Below are 16,041 nucleotides of genomic sequence, written 5' to 3'. Positions count from 1 at the left end.
CCTTCGGTATGCGCCTAGGCCGTCTGCATGCGCGTTCTCGTCATCGACCCCGATCATGCCCGGGCGGCTCTCGTGGCCGCCGGGCTCCAGGGCGTCGATCCGTCGGAGGTGCGCCACGCGACCTCCTATGACGAGGCCGAGGTCCTGGCCTTCGCGCCGGATGTGGTGGTGATCGCGGCCGAGAGCCCTGATCGCGACACGTTGGAGAGCCTGCGCGAGGCGACCGAGGGCGCGCCGCGTCCGGTGGTGATGTTCGTCGACCGCTCCGAGCCGGGCCTGGCCGAGCAAGCCGTGAGGGCGGGTGTGGCGGCCTATGTCGTCGACGGCCTGGCCCCTGGCCGGGTGCGTTCGATCCTCGACGTGGCCATGAGCCGCTTCGCTTTGACCCAGCAACTGCGCGGCGATCTGGCCAAGGCCAAGGCGGATTTGGAGTCTCGCAAGGTCGTCGATCGGGCCAAGGGCCTGTTGATGAAGGAGCGCGGCCTGGACGAGGACGGCGCCTATCGCCTGCTGCGCAAGCTGGCCATGGATCGAGGCAAGCCGATCGGTGTCGTGGCGGCCGATCTGCTGGCCTTCGCGGGCGTGCTACGGGGCGACGCCTCGTGAGCGGGCTGTCCGAACTGCGGCTGGGGTTCATTCCGCTGACCGACTGCGCGCCGCTGGTGGCGGCCCACGATCTCGGCTTCTTCGAGGACGAGGGGCTGGCCGTCGAGCTGGTCCGCGAGGCCTCGTGGGCGACGATCCGCGACAAGGTGGCGGTCGGCGCCCTCGACGGCGCGCACATGCTGGCCCCGATGGCGTTGGCGGCGAACGGGGCGATAGTCGTGCCGATGGCCCTGAACCGGAACGGCAGCGCCATCACTGTCTCGACGGCGCTGGTTGGTGCAAACCTCGCCGAGGTTGTCGCGGCGCGGAAGGCCAACGGGCAGGGGGCGCTGACCTTCGCCGTGGTCTTCCCGGAGTCGATGCACAACTATCTGCTGCGCGGCTGGCTTGCGGGGCAGGGCGTCGATCCTGACCAAGACGTCCGCATCGTGGTGATCCCGCCGCCGCGCATGGTCGAGCGGATGCGGGCCGGTGAGATCGACGGCTTCTGCGTCGGCGCGCCCTGGAACGCTGTGGCCGAGGCCGAGGGGCTGGGCCGCATCCTGGTCACGGCCTCGCAACTGCTGCCCGGCGGACCGGACAAGGTGCTGGGCGTCCCAGTGACGTTGGCCGAGCAACGGCCGGACGACCTGCGCGCTTGCTTGCGGGCGGTGATCCGTGGCGCGGCGTGGGCCGACGATCCTGAGAACCGGGACGATCTGATCGCCATCCTGGCGCATCCTGACCGCGTCGACGCCGCGCCGGCCGCCATCGCCCGCGCCCTGGTGAGCGAGATTGTCTTCCATCGCGACGGTACGAGTCTTCCGCGTCGCGAGGATGGCCTGTGGATCGCCGCCCAGATGGTCCGCTGCGGACAGCTCGACGCCAACGCCGATCTCGACGCCCTGGTGGCCGGAGTCTACCGGCCCGACCTCTATCCGGCCTGATCTGTACGCTTCCTGGGCGCCGACGATGCCCAGCCGCTCAGCAAGCGTGCGCTGCAACAAACCTGGCCATCGCGGCGCGGCATCGACGTGACAGCCGCGTGAAGCTGCGTCTCCCATAGTCTCAAGGCCACCGGACAACGACGTTCGCGGCTGCCAGAGGACCGCTCGGATGCGGTCAACCGTCCGGGGCGATGACGTCCCGCTCTCGCAGACACGCAAACATCCGAGGCCGTCATGCTCTCCCGCGACTTCCTGAAAGCCGGCCATGCGCCGACCCTGTTCGCAGCGTTCCTGTATTTCGATCTCAGCTTCATGGTCTGGGTGATCCTGGGCCCGCTGGGTGTGGCCATCGCCAAGGATTTCCACCTCGATCCCGCCCAGAAGGGCTTGATGGTCGCCATCCCGGTCCTGGCCGGCGCGGTGCTGCGCCTGGTCAACGGCGTGCTGGTCGACCGGATCGGCCCGAAGAAGACCGGCATGGTCGGCCAGATGATCGTGCTGACGGGCCTGGTCCTGGCCTGGGCCATCGGCATCCACAACTACCATCAGGTGCTGGCCCTGGGCGTGATCCTGGGCGTGGCCGGCGCCTCGTTCGCCGTGGCCTTGCCGCTGGCGTCGCGCTGGTATCCGCAGGAGTATCAGGGCCTGGCCCTGGGCATCGCCGGCGCCGGCAACTCGGGCACGGCCCTGGCGGCCCTGTTCGCCCCGGCCTTGGCCAAGGCGTTCGGCTGGCAGACGGTGATCGGCCTGGCCGCCATCCCGCTGGCCGTCGCGTTCGTCGTCTACATGCTGCTAGCCAAGGACGCGCCCGAGCAGCCCGCCCCGAAGAAGCTCTCCGAATATCTGGACGTCCTGAAGGTGCCGGACGCCTGGTGGCTGATGCTGCTGTACGGTGTGACCTTCGGCGGCTTCGTCGGTCTGGCCTCGTCGCTGACCATGTACTTCAACAGCGAGTACGGCCTGGACCCGGTCGTCGCCGGCTTCTTCACCGCCGCTTGCGTGTTCGCCGGCTCGTTCATCCGTCCGGTGGGAGGAGCGCTGGCCGACAAGTTCGGCGGGGTGCGGACCTTGAGCTTCGTCTACGCCCTGGCGGCGGCGGGGCTGGCCACGGCCAGCTTCCAGCTGCCCAGCGCCTGGACGGCCCTGGCGGTGCTGATGTTCTCGATGCTGGCCCTGGGCGCGGGCAACGGCGCGGTGTTCCAGCTGGCGCCGCAGCGGTTCCGCAAGGAAATCGGCGTCATGACCGGCCTGATCGGCATGACGGGCGGCCTGGGCGGCTTCTACCTGGCCTCGACCCTGGGCCTGGCCAAGAAGATGACCGGTTCCTACCAGTCCGGCTTCCTGGGTTTCGCGCTCCTGGCGCTGTTCGCCCTGGTGGCGCTGTTCAGCCTCAAGGCCCGCTGGCGCGCGATCTGGCCGACCCTGCACGGCGACGCCGCCGTCCGCGTCTGATTTCTTTCCTCGAAGAACGAGATAGCCATGACTAGAGAACGTCTGGTCGTCATCGGCAACGGCATGGCCGGCTGCCGGGCGGTCGAGGAAGTGCTCAAGCGCGACCCCGCCCGCTACGACGTCACCATCTTCGGCGCCGAGCCGCGGGTGAACTACAACCGCATCATGCTGTCGCCGGTGCTGGCGGGCGAGAAGACCTTCGCCGACATCGTCATCAACGACGAGGCCTGGTACCGCGACAACGCCATCACCCTGCACGCCGGCCGCGCCGTCACGGCGGTGGACCTGGAGGGCCGTAAGGTGGTCGCCGAGGGCGGGCTGGAAGTCGCCTACGACAAGCTGATCCTGGCCACCGGCTCGGACCCGTTCCGCCTGCCGCTGCCGGGCTCGGACCTGAAGGGCGTGGTCACCTTCCGCGACCTGGACGACGTCGAGGCCATGGTCGAGGCCTCCGGCAAGCCCGGGGCCCGCGCCGTGGTCATCGGCGGCGGCCTGCTGGGCCTGGAAGCCGCCTATGGCCTGGCGCGTCGCGGTATGGGCGCCACGGTCGTCCACCTGATGGACGTCCTGATGGAGCGCCAACTGGACGAAAGCGCTGGCTACCTGCTGCGCGAGGCTCTGGCCGAACGCGGTGTCGAGACGGTGCTGGGCGCGCACTCCGAGGAGATCGTCGGTGCGGACGGCAAGGTCGCTGGCCTGAAGCTGAAGGATGGCCGCGTCCTGCCTTGCGACCTGCTGGTCATGGCGGTCGGCATCCGCCCGAACGCGACCTTGGCCAAGGCCTCCGGCCTGCAGGTCAATCGCGGCATCGTCGTCGATGACGTCATGCGCACTTCAGACCCGGCGGTGTTCGCTGTCGGTGAGTGCGTCGAGCACCGTGGCAATTGCTACGGTCTAGTCGCGCCCATCTGGGACATGTGCCGGGCGCTCGCTGACGAGCTGACGGACGGCGAGGGCGGCTACCAGGGCTCGGTCCTGTCGACCCGCCTAAAGGTCTCGGGCGTCGACGTGTTCTCGGCCGGCAAGTTCGCCGGCGGCGACGGCTGCGAGGACATCGTGTTCCGAGACGCCGCGCGCGGTGTCTACAAGCGCGTGGTCATCGAAGACGGCAAGGTCGCCGGCGCGGTGCTGTTCGGCGACGCGGCCGACGGCGGCTGGTACTTCGACCTGATGCGGGCGGGGACCGATGTCGCCGATATCCGCGAGACCCTGATCTTCGGGCAAGCGATCACGGAGGGCCTTTCGGGCCTGGACCCTAGCGCGGCCGTTGCGGCCATGCCCGACACGCAGGAGATCTGCGGCTGCAACGGCGTCTGCAAGGGTGCGATCACCGGCGCGATCACGGCCCAGGGCCTGACCACGCTGGACGACGTCCGCGCGGTGACCAAGGCCTCGGCCTCGTGCGGCTCGTGCACGCCGCTGGTGGAGCAGGTGATCCGCCTGACCCTCGGCGACGGCTTCAAGGCCCAGACCGGCCCCAAGCCGATGTGCAAGTGCACGCACCACCCGCACGGCGATGTCCGCAAGGCGATCGTCGAGCTGGAGCTGAAGTCCATGCACGCCGTCTTCCAGACCATGGAGTGGACCACGCCCGACGGCTGCGCCTCGTGCCGTCCGGCCCTGAACTACTACCTGCTGTGCGTCTGGCCGGGCGAGTACGCGGACGACAGCCAGTCGCGCTACATCAACGAGCGCGTCCACGCCAACATCCAGAAGGACGGCACCTATTCGGTCGTGCCGCGCATGTGGGGCGGCATGACGACGCCCGACGAACTGCGGGCCATCGCCGACGTCGCCGACAAGTACGACATCCCGGCGGTCAAGGTGACGGGCGGCCAACGCATCGACCTGCTGGGCGTCCAGAAGGATGACCTGCCGGCGGTGTGGGCCGACCTCAACGCGGCCGGCATGGTCAGCGGCCACGCCTACGCCAAGGGCTTGCGCACGGTGAAGACCTGCGTCGGCAGCGACTGGTGCCGGTTCGGCACCCAGGACTCCACGGGCCTGGGCATCAAGCTCGAGAAGTTCATGTGGGGCTCGTGGGCCCCGGCCAAGGTCAAGCTGGCCGTGTCGGGTTGCCCCCGCAACTGCGCGGAATCGACCTGCAAGGACATCGGCGTGATCTGCGTCGACAGCGGCTACGAGATCCATGTCGGCGGCGCCGCCGGCCTGCACATCCAGGGCACGCAGCTGCTGACCAAGGTCGCCAGCGAGGACGAGGCGATCCAGCTGATCTCGGCGGTCATGCAGATGTACCGCGAGGGCGGCTGGTACCTGGAGCGGATCTACAAATGGATGGCCCGCATCGGCCTCGACACAATCCGCGCCGCGACCGTGGACGATCTCGACAACCGCGCGGCGCTGTTCGCCCGCTTCGTGGTCTCGCAGGAGACCGCCCAGATCGACCCGTGGGCCGAGCGCGCCTCGGGCCGCGTGGCGGCCGGCGAGTTCAAGCCCATGGCGACCCTTCCTCTGGAGATGGCGGCCGAATGACCCTTCAAGCCCATATCGACCCCGACTGGCGCGACGTCGGCGCCGTGACCGACATCCCCGAGCGTGGCGCGCGGCGGGTGGCCACGGCCCAGGGCGATGTCGCCGTGTTCCGCACCGGCGACGGCCAGGTCTTCGCCCTGGTCGACCGCTGCCCGCACAAGCACGGTCCCTTGAGCCAGGGCATCGTCCACGGCCACGGCGTGACCTGTCCGCTGCACAGCTGGGTCATCGACCTGGCGACCGGCCAGCCCACGGGCGCCGACGCCGGCAAGGGCTGTACGCCCGTCGTGCCGGTGCTGGTCAAGGATGGCCGCGTTCTGCTGGCCCAGCCGGCGATGGCGGACTGATGGCTGACGGCTCCGCCACGCTCCCGACGATCAAGACCACCTGTGCCTATTGCGGCGTCGGTTGCGGCGTCGCGGGCATGGTGGGCGAAGGGCGCTCGGTCTCGGTCGTCGGCGACACGGTCCATCCCGCCAACTTCGGCCGCCTGTGCTCGAAGGGCTCGGCGCTGGGCGCGACGGTCGGACTGGAAGGCCGTCTGCTGGAGCCGACGATCAACGGTAAGGTCGCGTCCTGGACCGAGGCGACCGCCCTGGTCGCCAAGCGCTTCAAGGACACCGTCGCCCGCCATGGCCGTGACAGCGTCGCCTTCTACGTCTCAGGCCAGTTGCTGACCGAGGACTACTACGTCGCCAACAAGCTGATGAAGGGCTTCATCGGCTCGGGCAATATCGACACCAACAGCCGGCTCTGCATGGCCTCGGCCGTGGCCGCCCATAAGCAGGCGTTCGGCGCCGATCTGGTACCGGGCTGCTACGAGGACCTCGATGTCGCCGACCTGGTGGTGTTCAGCGGCCACAACGCCGCCTGGACGCACCCGGTGTTGTTTCGCCGCATGGAGGCGGCCAAGGCGCGCGGCCAGAAGCACGTGGTCATCGACCCGCGCCGCACCGACACCGCCGAGGGCGCTGACCTGCATCTGGCCATCGCCCCGCAGAGCGACGTGCGGCTGTGGAATGGCCTGCTGGCTGACCTGATCCGGCGCGGCGCGATCGATCGCGACTACATCGCCGAGCACGTGAACGGCTTCGAGCAAGCCATTGCCGCACTTCTGGAAATGGACCAATCCTTGAGCGCCGTCGCCGCCGACTGTGGCGTGACGATCGAGGACCTCCAGACCTTCTACGATCTGTTCGCCGCCCATGAGCGGACGGTCAGCCTGTTCTCGATGGGCGCCAACCAGTCGGCTCAGGGCGTGGCCAAGGGCCTGTCGATCATCAACGCCCACCTCGCCACCGGCCGGATCGGCAAGCCGGGCGCTTGCCCGTTCTCGATCACCGGCCAGCCCAACGCCATGGGTGGCCGCGAGACCGGCGGCATGGCTAACACCTTGGCCGGCCACATGGACTTCGCGCCCGAGGATCGCGACCGCGTCGCCCGCTTCTGGGGGGCGCCCGACACCGCCCGCGCGCCGGGCCTGAAGGCTGTCGACATGTTCGAGGCGGTCCGCGACGGGCGGGTCAAGGCGATCTGGGTGATGGCCACCAACCCGGCCGTCAGCCTGCCCGACAGCGGCGCGGTGCGCGAGGCCCTGGCCAGGTGCCCGTTCGTGGTGGTCTCCGACTGTGTCGAGACCGACACCACGGCCTTCGCCAACGTCAAGCTGCCGGCCCTGGGCTGGGGCGAGAAGGACGGCACGGTCACCAATTCCGAGCGCCGCATCTCGCGTCAGCGGGCGCTGTTCCCGGCGCCCGGCAATGCTCGCGCCGACTGGAAGATCATGGCCGACGTCGCCACGGCCATGGGCTTCGACGGCTTCGGTTGGGCCAGCAATGCCGGCGTCTTCCGCGAGTGGGCGCGCCTGACGGCCTATGAGAATGAAAGCCGTCTTCTGAATCTGTCCGGCCTTTTGGCTTTAACGCCAGAAGCTTACGGCGAACTTCTGCCGATTCAATGGCCGGTGAAGGCGGGCGGGCAGGGCACGCCGCGCCTGTTCGTCGACGGCTGCTTCCAGACCCCGGATGGTCGCGCCCGCATGGTCCCGGTCAAGCCGCGCGGCCCGGTCGACGCCGTCGATGCGGCCTTCCCGATGTCGCTGAACACCGGCCGCATCCGCGATCAATGGCACACCATGACCCGCACGGGCCTGGCCCCGGACCTCTGCCGCCACGCACCCGAGCCCTTCGTCGAGATCCATCCGGCCGATGCCCAGGCCTATGGGCTGAGGGAGGGCGCCCTGGCGCGGGTGATCACCGTGCGCGGCGAAGCGGTGGCGGTGGCCAAGCTCACCGATCGCCAGCGGCGCGGCGGGCTGTTCATGCCCATGCACTGGACGGACGCCTTCGCGCCGTCGGGCCGCGCCAACGCCCTGGTCGCGCCGAACCTGGACCCCACCTCCGGCCAGCCGGAGTTCAAGCACACGCCCGCGAGAATCCGCGCGTATCGCGAGACGTGGAAAGGCTTTTTCCTCGCCCGGTGCGGTCTGGCCGCGCCCGCCGGCCTGGATCTCATCTGGCGACGCATCCCCCAGGATGCCTGCCAGCAGCACGAGTTCGCCGGTCGGGGCGACGACGCCGAGCGTGAGGCGCTCCGCAAGGCCCTGACCAAGGGTCTTGTCGGCGAGCTCGTCAGCTACGAGGACGCCGCGACCGGCGCGCGACGGCAGGCCTGGATCAAGGACGGGCGGCTAGTCGCCGTGCTGTTCACCACCGTCGAAGGTCGCCTGCCGCCGCGCGACTGGCTAGCCGAGCAGTTCGCCGGTCCCCTGACCGTCGAGGCCCGCACGGCGCTGTTGTTCGGGCGCCCGCCGGGGGCTCAGGGCGACAAGGGGCCGATGGTTTGCGCCTGCCTGAAGGTCGGGGCCAAGGCCGTCGAGGCCGCCATCGTCGCTGGCGCTCGTACGCCTGACGCGGTCGGCGGGGTGACCGGCGCGGGAACCAACTGTGGTTCATGCCGTCCCGAGATCGTTCGAATGATCAAAAGCTTGGCCATAATTCCTAAGGAGCCCGCTCATGTCGCTTAAGTTCGGCAAGGTTCTGCTGGTCGGCGCGGGCCCGGGTCCCGTGGACCTGATGACCGTCCGCGCGGTCCGCGCTGTCGAGGGCGCCCAGGCGCTGCTCTACGACGCCCTGTGCTCCGAAGAGGCCATCGCTCTCGCACCGCCGGGCTGCGTGCGCATCCAGACCGGCAAGCGGGCTGGCAAGCCCAGCATGAAGCAGGACGAGATCAACCGCCTGATGCTGCGCCTGGCCCGTAAGGGGCTGAAGGTTGTCCGGCTAAAGGGTGGTGATCCTTCGATTTTCGGTCGCGTGGGTGAGGAAGCCGCTTTCCTGAACGGCTTTGGCGTCGAGACCGAGGTCGTGCCCGGCGTCACCGCCGCCTGTGCCGCCGCCGCCCAGTTCGGGTTCCCGCTGACCCATCGCGGCGAGGCCCGCCGGGTGGTCTTCACCACCGCGAGGCTGGAGGCCGGGCAGCTGTCGGGCGACTGGAGCGCCGCGGCCGATCCCGAGGCGACACTGGCGATCTATATGGGCGGTGAGGTGGCGGGAGAGCTGGCTCAGCGGATGATCGCCGCCGGACGCCCGGCCGATACCCCGGCCGTGGCCGTCGAGAAGGCGGGCGGCGCCGATGCGCGGCTCTATCCGGCGACCCTGGCCACCCTGGCTGAATGCATCGCGGACGCTGGCGATGGCCCGCTGCTGATCGTGGTCGGCGAGGTCGCGGCGGCGGCCTCGATCGCCTCGACGCTGGACGTCGCGCGCCGGGCCGCCGGCTGAGACCTCACTTCATCCAGAAACCGACGAAGTAGAACAACGCCGCCGTCAGGGCCGCGGCCGGCAGGGTGACGACCCAGGCGGTGACGATGTCCTTGGCCACGCCCCAACGCACGGCCGAGACGCGGCGCGAGGCGCCGACGCCGACGATCGCGCCGGTGATGGTGTGGGTCGTGGAGACCGGTACGCCGATGTGGGTGGCCAGGAACAGGGTGATGGCCCCGCCGGTTTCGGCGCAGAAGCCCTGCATCGGGGTCAGGCGGGTGATCTTGCTGCCCATGGTGTGGACGATGCGCCAGCCGCCGAACAGGGTGCCCAGGCCCATGGCCGTCTGGCAGGCCAGCACCACCCAGAACGGGATGTGGCCTGGCTGATGCGTGGCCCCGTGGGCGAACAGCAGGGCGGCGATGATGCCCATGGTCTTCTGGGCGTCGTTGCCGCCGTGGCCCAGGCTGTAGAGCGCGGCCGAGACGAACTGCAGCTTGCGGAACACCCGGTCGGCGAAGAACGGCGAGCTCTTCACGAAGGTCCACGAGACGATCAGCACCAGAACCAGGGCCAGCAGGAAGCCCATGGTCGGCGAGACGATGATGCCGGCGGCGGTCTTGCCCAGGCCCGCCCACTGGATGGCGCCGATGCCGCCGACCTTGGCGATCGAAGCGCCGACCAGACCGCCGATCAGGGCGTGCGAGCTGGACGACGGGATGCCCGCCCACCAGGTCAGCAGGTTCCAACTGATCGCCCCCATCAGGGCCGCGAAGATCAGGCGGTCGCTGATGATATGCGGATCGACGATCCCCGAGCCGACCATCTTGGCCACGCTGGTGCCGAAGAACAGGAAGGCGATGAAGTTGAAGAACGCCGCCCAGATCACCGCCCAGCGGGCCGACAGCACGCGGGTGGAGACAATCGTGGCGATCGAGTTGGCGGCGTCGTGCAGGCCGTTCAGGAAGTCGAACGCCAGGGCGACGGCGACCAGGAAGACCAGGATCAGGAGCGTGGGATCCACGGGGCTCAGACCTGCTCGACGACGATGCCGCTGATGCGATTGGCCACGTCCTCGAAGCGGTCCATGACCTTCTCGAGGTGGCTGTAGATGTCGATGCCGACGATGAAGGCCATCGGATCACCCGTCCTGTGAGCCAGGAACAGGTCCTTGCGGCCCTGGTCGTACATCTGGTCGGACTGCTCCTCGATCTCGGTGATCTTGACCGCGATCTCGCTCAGCTTGTGGGCGTTGAGGCGCATCTTCGGCAGCAGGGCCACCGCTTCCTCGGTCAGCTTGGCGGCCTGGACGATGACCTGGGTCATCTCGCGCATCTGCGGCTCGAAGGTCTTGACCTCGAACAGGCTGACCACCTTGGCGGTCTTGCGCATCTGGTCGATGGCGTCGTCCAGCGAGGCCGTCAGGCTCTGGATGTCGCTGCGGTCGAACGGCGTGATGAAGCTGCGGCGCACGGCCACCATCACCTGGCGGGTGATCTCGTCGGCCTCTTCCTCGTAGCGGTTGACGCGGGCGCTGGCGTCCTCGATCGCGTCGCCGCCCTGGGTCAGGTCGTGCAGCGCCTCGGCGCCGGCCGTCAGGGTGCGCGCATGGGCCGAGAAGAGCTCAAAGAAGGCGTCTTCCTTGGGCATGACCGCCTTGAACAGGCCCAGCATCGTGTTCTCGTCCTTGCGCGAAGAAATACCCGCATTGTCCGTAAGCGGAGCGAGTTTCGGCGCACCGGAACCATGAACGGTTTCAGAGGTCAAACCCAATCTCTAGCGGGGAATGATCCGCCAGCGGACAAAGTGTAAAAAAGTGGGCTGCCGACGCGTTTTCCTTCCTTGCGCGCGCGGCGCGTTCGCGCGAGATCGCTGCCCATGAACAAGATGCTTGCCTGCGCTCTCGCGACCGCCGCCGTGTCGATGGGCTTTGCCACCCAGGCCTCCACGATCTCCGCCAAGCCGGATCCGAAGCTGGTCGTGGTCATCTCGATCGACCAGTTCAGCGCCAATCTCTACGCTCAGCACCGATCGGAGTTCACCGGCGGGCTGAAGACGCTGAGCAGCGGCATCGTCTATCCGAACGGCTACCAGTCGCACGCTTTCACCGAGACGTGCCCGGGCCACTCGACCCTGCTGACGGGCAAGCATCCCAACAAGACCGGCATCAGCGCCAACGACTGGTACGACCTCTCGACCGGCAAGACGGTCTATTGCCTGGCCGATCCCAGCGCGACGCCGGCCGACGATCCCAAGGGGCGGGCCGTGTCGCCGGCTAACCTGATCGCCACCACCTATGGCGACTGGCTGAAGGCCGTCTCGCCCAAGAGCCGGGTGTTCGGCGTCTCGGGCAAGGATCGCGGGGCGATCACCATGTCAGGCCACCAGGCCGACGGCCAGTTCTGGTACCAGCCGGGCTTTGGCTTCACGACCTGGGTCGGCCAGGGCCAGACAGCGGAAGAGCGGCTGAAGCCCGTCGCGGCCTTCAACGCCAAGATGGCGGCCGACCTGAAGAAGCACCCCTACGTCTGGGACTACGACAAGTCGCTGATCGGCGGCTCGGAGAAGCGCTGCCGCGCCCTGGAGGCTGACTACGAGACCGGCGGCCGCAAGTGGCGCGCTGCCCTGCCGATCGCGGCGGCGACCAGCGAGGCGGACAAGCAGCGCGACCTCTATGCCAGCCCCTATACCGACCAGGTGACCCTGGAACTGGCCCAGACCCTGCGTGAGACCTATGCGCTGGGCGATGGCCCGCAGGTCGACGTGCTGACCGTCAGCCTGTCGGCCACCGACTTCATCGGCCACCGCTGGGGCACGCGCGGTCCGGAGATGTGCGACCAGATCGCCCGTCTCGACGACCGCCTGGGCGCGTTCCTCAAGAGCCTGGACAAGGTCAAGGGCGGCGTCCTTGTGGTGCTGGCCGCCGACCATGGCGGGGCCGACTTCGCCGAGCGCCTGCATGACGAGGGCTATGACAGCGAGCGTGTGATCGGCAGGCCGTGGATCGCCGGCCTGAACGCCCAGCTGCGCAAGGACCTGAACCTCGATTGGGATCCGCTGGTCGCCGACGGCGGCATCGACCAGATCTACGTCGTCAACGCCGAGCGCAAGACGCCTTCGATCACGGATCGCGCCCGCATCACCGCCGCGGCATTGGTGCTGATCAACCGTGACCCGGCAGTGGCCGAGGCCTTCGACTCCAACGCCATCCTGACCATGGCCCCGGCGCCGGCCGACGCCGCCATCGAGGAGCTGTCGGTGGCCGAGCGCGTGCGGCGCAGCGCCTATCCGGGCCGGGTCGGCGACATCCTCGTGGCGTTCAAGCCCCACCGCGTGCCTTCGACGCCGGGGCCGACCTATGTCTCGACCCACGGCAGCCCGTGGGACTACGACCGCCGCGTGCCGATCCTGTTCTGGTGGAAGGGCGCGACGCCGCACGAGCGGGTGTTGCCGCTCGACACGGTCGATATCGCGCCGACCATCGCCGCCGTCACGGGCATCAAGCCGCCGACCGACATCGACGGCATCTGCCGGCCGCTGGTGTACGGCAAAGGCTGCTAGCGCGACCTCTGGCGGTGCCGCGCGAGGTCGATGCCGTGGCGCTCGATCTTGTCGTAGAAGGTCTTGCGCGGGATGCGCAGGACCTCCAGCGCCCGGCGGACGTCGCCTTCGCCGGCGGTAAGGGCCTCCTCGATCAGGTGAGCCTCGTACGTCGCCACCCGCGCGGGCAGCGGCGGGAGTTCGACTTGGACGTCGGCGCGCTGGTCGGTCAGGCCTAGCGCCACCCGCTGGGCGTAGTGGCTCAGCTCGCGGACATTGCCGGGCCAGTTGTGGTTGTAGAGCCGCCAGCGGATCTTGTCGTCGATCTTGGGCGGCTCGCCCTCCAGCCGCTCGCAGGCGCGGGCCAGGAAGTGGGCGAATAACAGCGGCACGTCCTCGCGGCGTTCGCGCAGCGGCGGGATGCGGATGCGCACGACGTCCAGGCGATGGAACAGGTCCTCGCGGAAGGTCCCGGCGGCGACGGCGTCCGACAGGTCCGACTTGGCGGCGGCCACCACGCGCAGGTCCAGGGTCTGTGGGCGGTTGGAGCCCATCGGTGTGACCTCGCGCTCCTCCAGCACCCGCAGGAACTTGCCTTGCGCCTCGGGGGCCAGGGTCTCGATCTCGTCGAGGAACAGCGTGCCGCGATCGGCCTGCTGGATGCGGCCGGCGCGCTGGCGCACCGCGCCGCTGAACGCGCCCAGTTCGTGACCGAACAGCTCGCTGTCCAGGGCGCCGGCGGGCAGGGCGGCGCAGTCGACGGCGACGAACTCGCGGTCGCGGCGGCGGCCCCAGGCGTGCAGGGCTCGCGCGGCCAGCTCCTTGCCGACCCCGGTCTCGCCCTCCAGCAAAACGTCGACATCAGCCGAAGCCAGTTGGCGCAAGGTGGCGCGCAGGCGCTCCATCACCGCCGTCTGGCCGATCAGCGGCCAGTCGCTCTGGGCCTCGACGGCCAGGGTGCGCAAGGACCGGTTCTCCAGCACTAGCCGGCGCTTCTCCATCGCCCGGCGGACGCTGCTGACCAGGCGGTCGGGGGCGTAGGGCTTGGCCACGAAGTCGTAGACGCCGTCGTGCATGGCCTCGACCGCCTCGGTGACGTCGGCGTGGCCGGTGATCAGGATGACGGGCAGGTCCTCGTCCTGGGCCTTGAGGCGGCGGAACAGCTGGCGGCCGTCCAAGCCTGGCATGCGGATGTCGCTGACCACCACGCCCGGGAAGCCGGCGGGCAGGGCGGCCAGCGCCTCCTCGGCTGCGGCGAAAGCCATGACCTCGAACCCGGCCAGTTGCAGGGTCTGGACGTTGGCGTCGCGCAGCACGTCGTCGTCGTCGATGAAGGCCACTTGGTTGACGGAAGCAAGCATCAGGTACGCGCCTTGGGGAGGGACATGACAAAGCGGGCGCCGCCAGGGGCGGGCTCCAGGGAAAGCTCGCCGCGGAACTCGGCGACGATGTCGCGGCTGATCACCAGGCCTAGGCCCAGGCCGCGCGGCTTGGTGGTGGCGAACGGCGTGAACAGGCTCTTGGCCGCCTCGGGCGCGACGCCGGGACCGTTGTCGGCGACCACGATCCGCACCTGCGAGCGCTTGACGACGACCTGGACGCGGATTTCCGGATCGGCCGTGTCTTCAAGGGCTTCCAGGGCGTTCTGCAACAGGTTGACCAGCACCTGCTCCAGCCGGAAGCGCTCGGCCATCACCTTGGCGGCCTCCTCGTCGGCCTCGCCGCGGACGATGCGGACATGCTGCTGGCGCACGCGCGGGCCGACCAGCAGCAGGGCGCCGTCGATGGCCTCGCGCACGACCACGGGGGCGGCCGGGGCGCTGGACTTGCGGGCGAAGGCGCGCAGCTCGTCGGTGATCAGGCCGATGCGCTCGGTCAGGCCGGCGATCAGGCCCAGATTGGCCTTGGCGGTCTTCTCGTCGGCGCGGTCCAGGAAGGCGGCGGCGTTGTCGGCATAGGCGCGGATGGCGGCCACGGGCTGGTTGATCTCGTGGGCCACGCCGGCGGCGATCTGGCCCAGGGTGGCCAGCTTGTTCGACTGCACCAGCTCGTCCTGCATCAGGTGGACGTGGGCCTCGGCGCGGCGGCGCTCCTCGATCTCGACGACCAGGCGCTGGTTGGTCTCGCGCAGCTCGGTCGTGCGCTCGGCGACGCGGGTCTCCAGTTCTAGCCTTGCAGCCTCCTGGCGGGCGGCGCGGATGCTGGCTTGGCCGCGCCAGCGCAGCAGGGTGAAGGTGATACCGCAGACGATCAGACCGACCAGCAGGGCGATGGCGCGGGCCCCGGCGACGGCGGCCCGCAGGGTTTCGCCCACGGGCGTGAAGGTGAAGATCGTCCAGCCGGCCACGCCCAGGTCGGCGCTGGCGGCCATGAAACGCGCGGGGCCGTCCGGCGTCGTGGCGCTGGTCAGGATCGGCGGGCGGCCATGGACCGGGGTGGGATTGGCTTTCAGCACCGAGAACGGCGCGTCGCCGAAGCGGTGCTCGGTGCGCAGCTGGTCCTGCTCGGCGCGGGGCAGGCGGCCCAGGGTCGAGAACCGCCAGGCCGGGATCGATGTCACCAGGATAACGCCGCGCGGATCGGCGACGAAGGCGGGTTCGGCCTCGGACCACTCGGCCTCCAGCGACTCGAACTCGACCTTCACCACCACCACGCCCAGCATGCCCTCGCGCCCTTCGACGCGGCGGGACATGAAGAGGCCGGGGCGGCGGCTGACCGTGCCCAGCGCGAAGAGTTCGGCGACGCCGTTGGCGCTGGCCTCCTTGAAATACGGCCGGAAGCTGTAGTCGGAGCCCACGAAGCTGGTCGGCTCGCGCCAATTGCTGGCGGCGATGGTCATGCCCTTGGCGTTCAGCACATAGATCACCGCCGCGCGGGTGCCGCCGCTCAGGGTCTCCAGCTTGCGGTTCAGGGCGTCGATGCCGGCCGGATTGGCCGAGCGCAGGGTCTCGGCCACGTCCGGGTCCTGGGCCAGCACGAAGGGCAGGGAGCGGTGCTTGGCCAGTTCGCTGCGCAACACCGCCGCGTGCAGCGCAGCCGAGGTCTGAGCCTGGCGCGACAGGTCGGCTTCGGCGCGACGTTCGGCCACCGCGCCGGCGAAGCCCACGACCGCAGCCAGGATGATCGCGCTCACCACGATATAGGCCGCCCAGCGGCGGACGATCGGGTCGGCGAGATTCGGCGGCCGCAGGGTCGTCATGGGCGGATTTCCAGAGTTTGTGCGGATTTTCGCACAAATGCCGGATTTGGTGTGGGGATTTTCG

The 16,041-nt window shown here is 69.2% G+C and carries 12 protein-coding genes; 8 read left to right on the top strand and 4 right to left on the bottom strand.

The annotated features are described in order from the left end of the window. The first annotated feature begins 27 nt into the window (after nucleotides 1-27). The 7 genes from AC07NI_RS07135 (at nucleotide 28) to cobA (ending at nucleotide 9,256) form a co-directional block, all read left to right on the top strand. Nucleotides 28-606, top strand: a complete 579-nt coding sequence (locus tag AC07NI_RS07135) for an ANTAR domain-containing response regulator (RefSeq protein ID WP_494617241.1) — start codon at nucleotides 28-30, stop codon at nucleotides 604-606. Continuing rightward, the gene (locus AC07NI_RS07130) at nucleotides 603-1,532 is read left to right on the top strand and encodes a CmpA/NrtA family ABC transporter substrate-binding protein (protein ID WP_494617239.1); all 930 of its coding nucleotides are present in this window, start codon (nucleotides 603-605) and stop codon (nucleotides 1,530-1,532) included. Before AC07NI_RS07135 ends, AC07NI_RS07130 begins: the two co-directional genes overlap by 4 nt. Nucleotides 1,533-1,766: 234 nt before the next feature. Then, nucleotides 1,767-2,984 carry a nitrate/nitrite transporter gene (locus AC07NI_RS07125; RefSeq protein WP_494617235.1) on the top strand — a complete coding sequence of 406 codons (1,218 nt, stop codon included), beginning with the start codon at nucleotides 1,767-1,769 and terminating at the stop codon, nucleotides 2,982-2,984. Nucleotides 2,985-3,011: 27 nt separating this feature from the next. Further along, on the top strand, nucleotides 3,012-5,477 hold the full coding sequence (gene nirB / locus AC07NI_RS07120) for a nitrite reductase large subunit NirB (RefSeq protein WP_494617230.1): 2,466 nt from the start codon (nucleotides 3,012-3,014) through the stop codon (nucleotides 5,475-5,477). Next, nucleotides 5,474-5,824 (top strand): nitrite reductase small subunit NirD, encoded by a 351-nt coding sequence (gene nirD, locus AC07NI_RS07115; RefSeq protein WP_494617227.1) that lies wholly within the window; start codon nucleotides 5,474-5,476, stop codon nucleotides 5,822-5,824. Before nirB ends, nirD begins: the two co-directional genes overlap by 4 nt. After that, complete coding sequence (locus tag AC07NI_RS07110; RefSeq protein ID WP_494617224.1) at nucleotides 5,824-8,502, top strand: nitrate reductase; 2,679 nt, start codon at nucleotides 5,824-5,826, stop codon at nucleotides 8,500-8,502. The genes nirD and AC07NI_RS07110 overlap by 1 nt, the downstream gene beginning before the upstream one ends. Further along, nucleotides 8,492-9,256 carry a uroporphyrinogen-III C-methyltransferase gene (cobA, locus tag AC07NI_RS07105; protein ID WP_494617221.1) on the top strand — a complete coding sequence of 255 codons (765 nt, stop codon included), beginning with the start codon at nucleotides 8,492-8,494 and terminating at the stop codon, nucleotides 9,254-9,256. The genes AC07NI_RS07110 and cobA overlap by 11 nt, the downstream gene beginning before the upstream one ends. A 4-nt stretch (nucleotides 9,257-9,260) precedes the next feature. Here cobA and AC07NI_RS07100 read toward each other — a convergent pair whose 3' ends face one another. Both AC07NI_RS07100 and AC07NI_RS07095 read right to left on the bottom strand, forming a co-directional pair. After that, the gene (locus AC07NI_RS07100; protein WP_494617216.1) at nucleotides 9,261-10,262 is read right to left on the bottom strand and encodes an inorganic phosphate transporter; all 1,002 of its coding nucleotides are present in this window, start codon (nucleotides 10,260-10,262) and stop codon (nucleotides 9,261-9,263) included. A gap of 5 nt (nucleotides 10,263-10,267) precedes the next feature. After that, complete coding sequence (locus AC07NI_RS07095) at nucleotides 10,268-10,912, bottom strand: DUF47 domain-containing protein (RefSeq protein ID WP_494617212.1); 645 nt, start codon at nucleotides 10,910-10,912, stop codon at nucleotides 10,268-10,270. Nucleotides 10,913-11,125: 213 nt separating this feature from the next. Here AC07NI_RS07095 and phoY point away from each other — a divergent pair, with 213 nt between their 5' ends. Next, nucleotides 11,126-12,799: an alkaline phosphatase PhoY gene (gene phoY / locus AC07NI_RS07090; RefSeq protein WP_494618307.1), complete on the top strand. Its 1,674-nt coding sequence runs from the start codon at nucleotides 11,126-11,128 to the stop codon at nucleotides 12,797-12,799. Here phoY and AC07NI_RS07085 read toward each other — a convergent pair. Next, nucleotides 12,796-14,139 carry a sigma-54-dependent transcriptional regulator gene (locus tag AC07NI_RS07085; protein ID WP_494617209.1) on the bottom strand — a complete coding sequence of 448 codons (1,344 nt, stop codon included), beginning with the start codon at nucleotides 14,137-14,139 and terminating at the stop codon, nucleotides 12,796-12,798. The two genes, phoY and AC07NI_RS07085, sit on opposite strands and share 4 nt — an antisense overlap. Further along, nucleotides 14,139-15,977, bottom strand: coding sequence for a sensor histidine kinase (locus AC07NI_RS07080; protein WP_494617205.1), 1,839 nt, complete (start codon nucleotides 15,975-15,977; stop codon nucleotides 14,139-14,141). The genes AC07NI_RS07085 and AC07NI_RS07080 overlap by 1 nt, the downstream gene beginning before the upstream one ends. Nucleotides 15,978-16,041: the final 64 nt, after the last annotated feature.

Source organism: Caulobacter sp. GW821-FHT10E02, from assembly GCF_059415225.1.
Note: the sequence above shows the minus strand (reverse complement) of the source record. Positions and strands in the feature narration are given on the sequence as shown.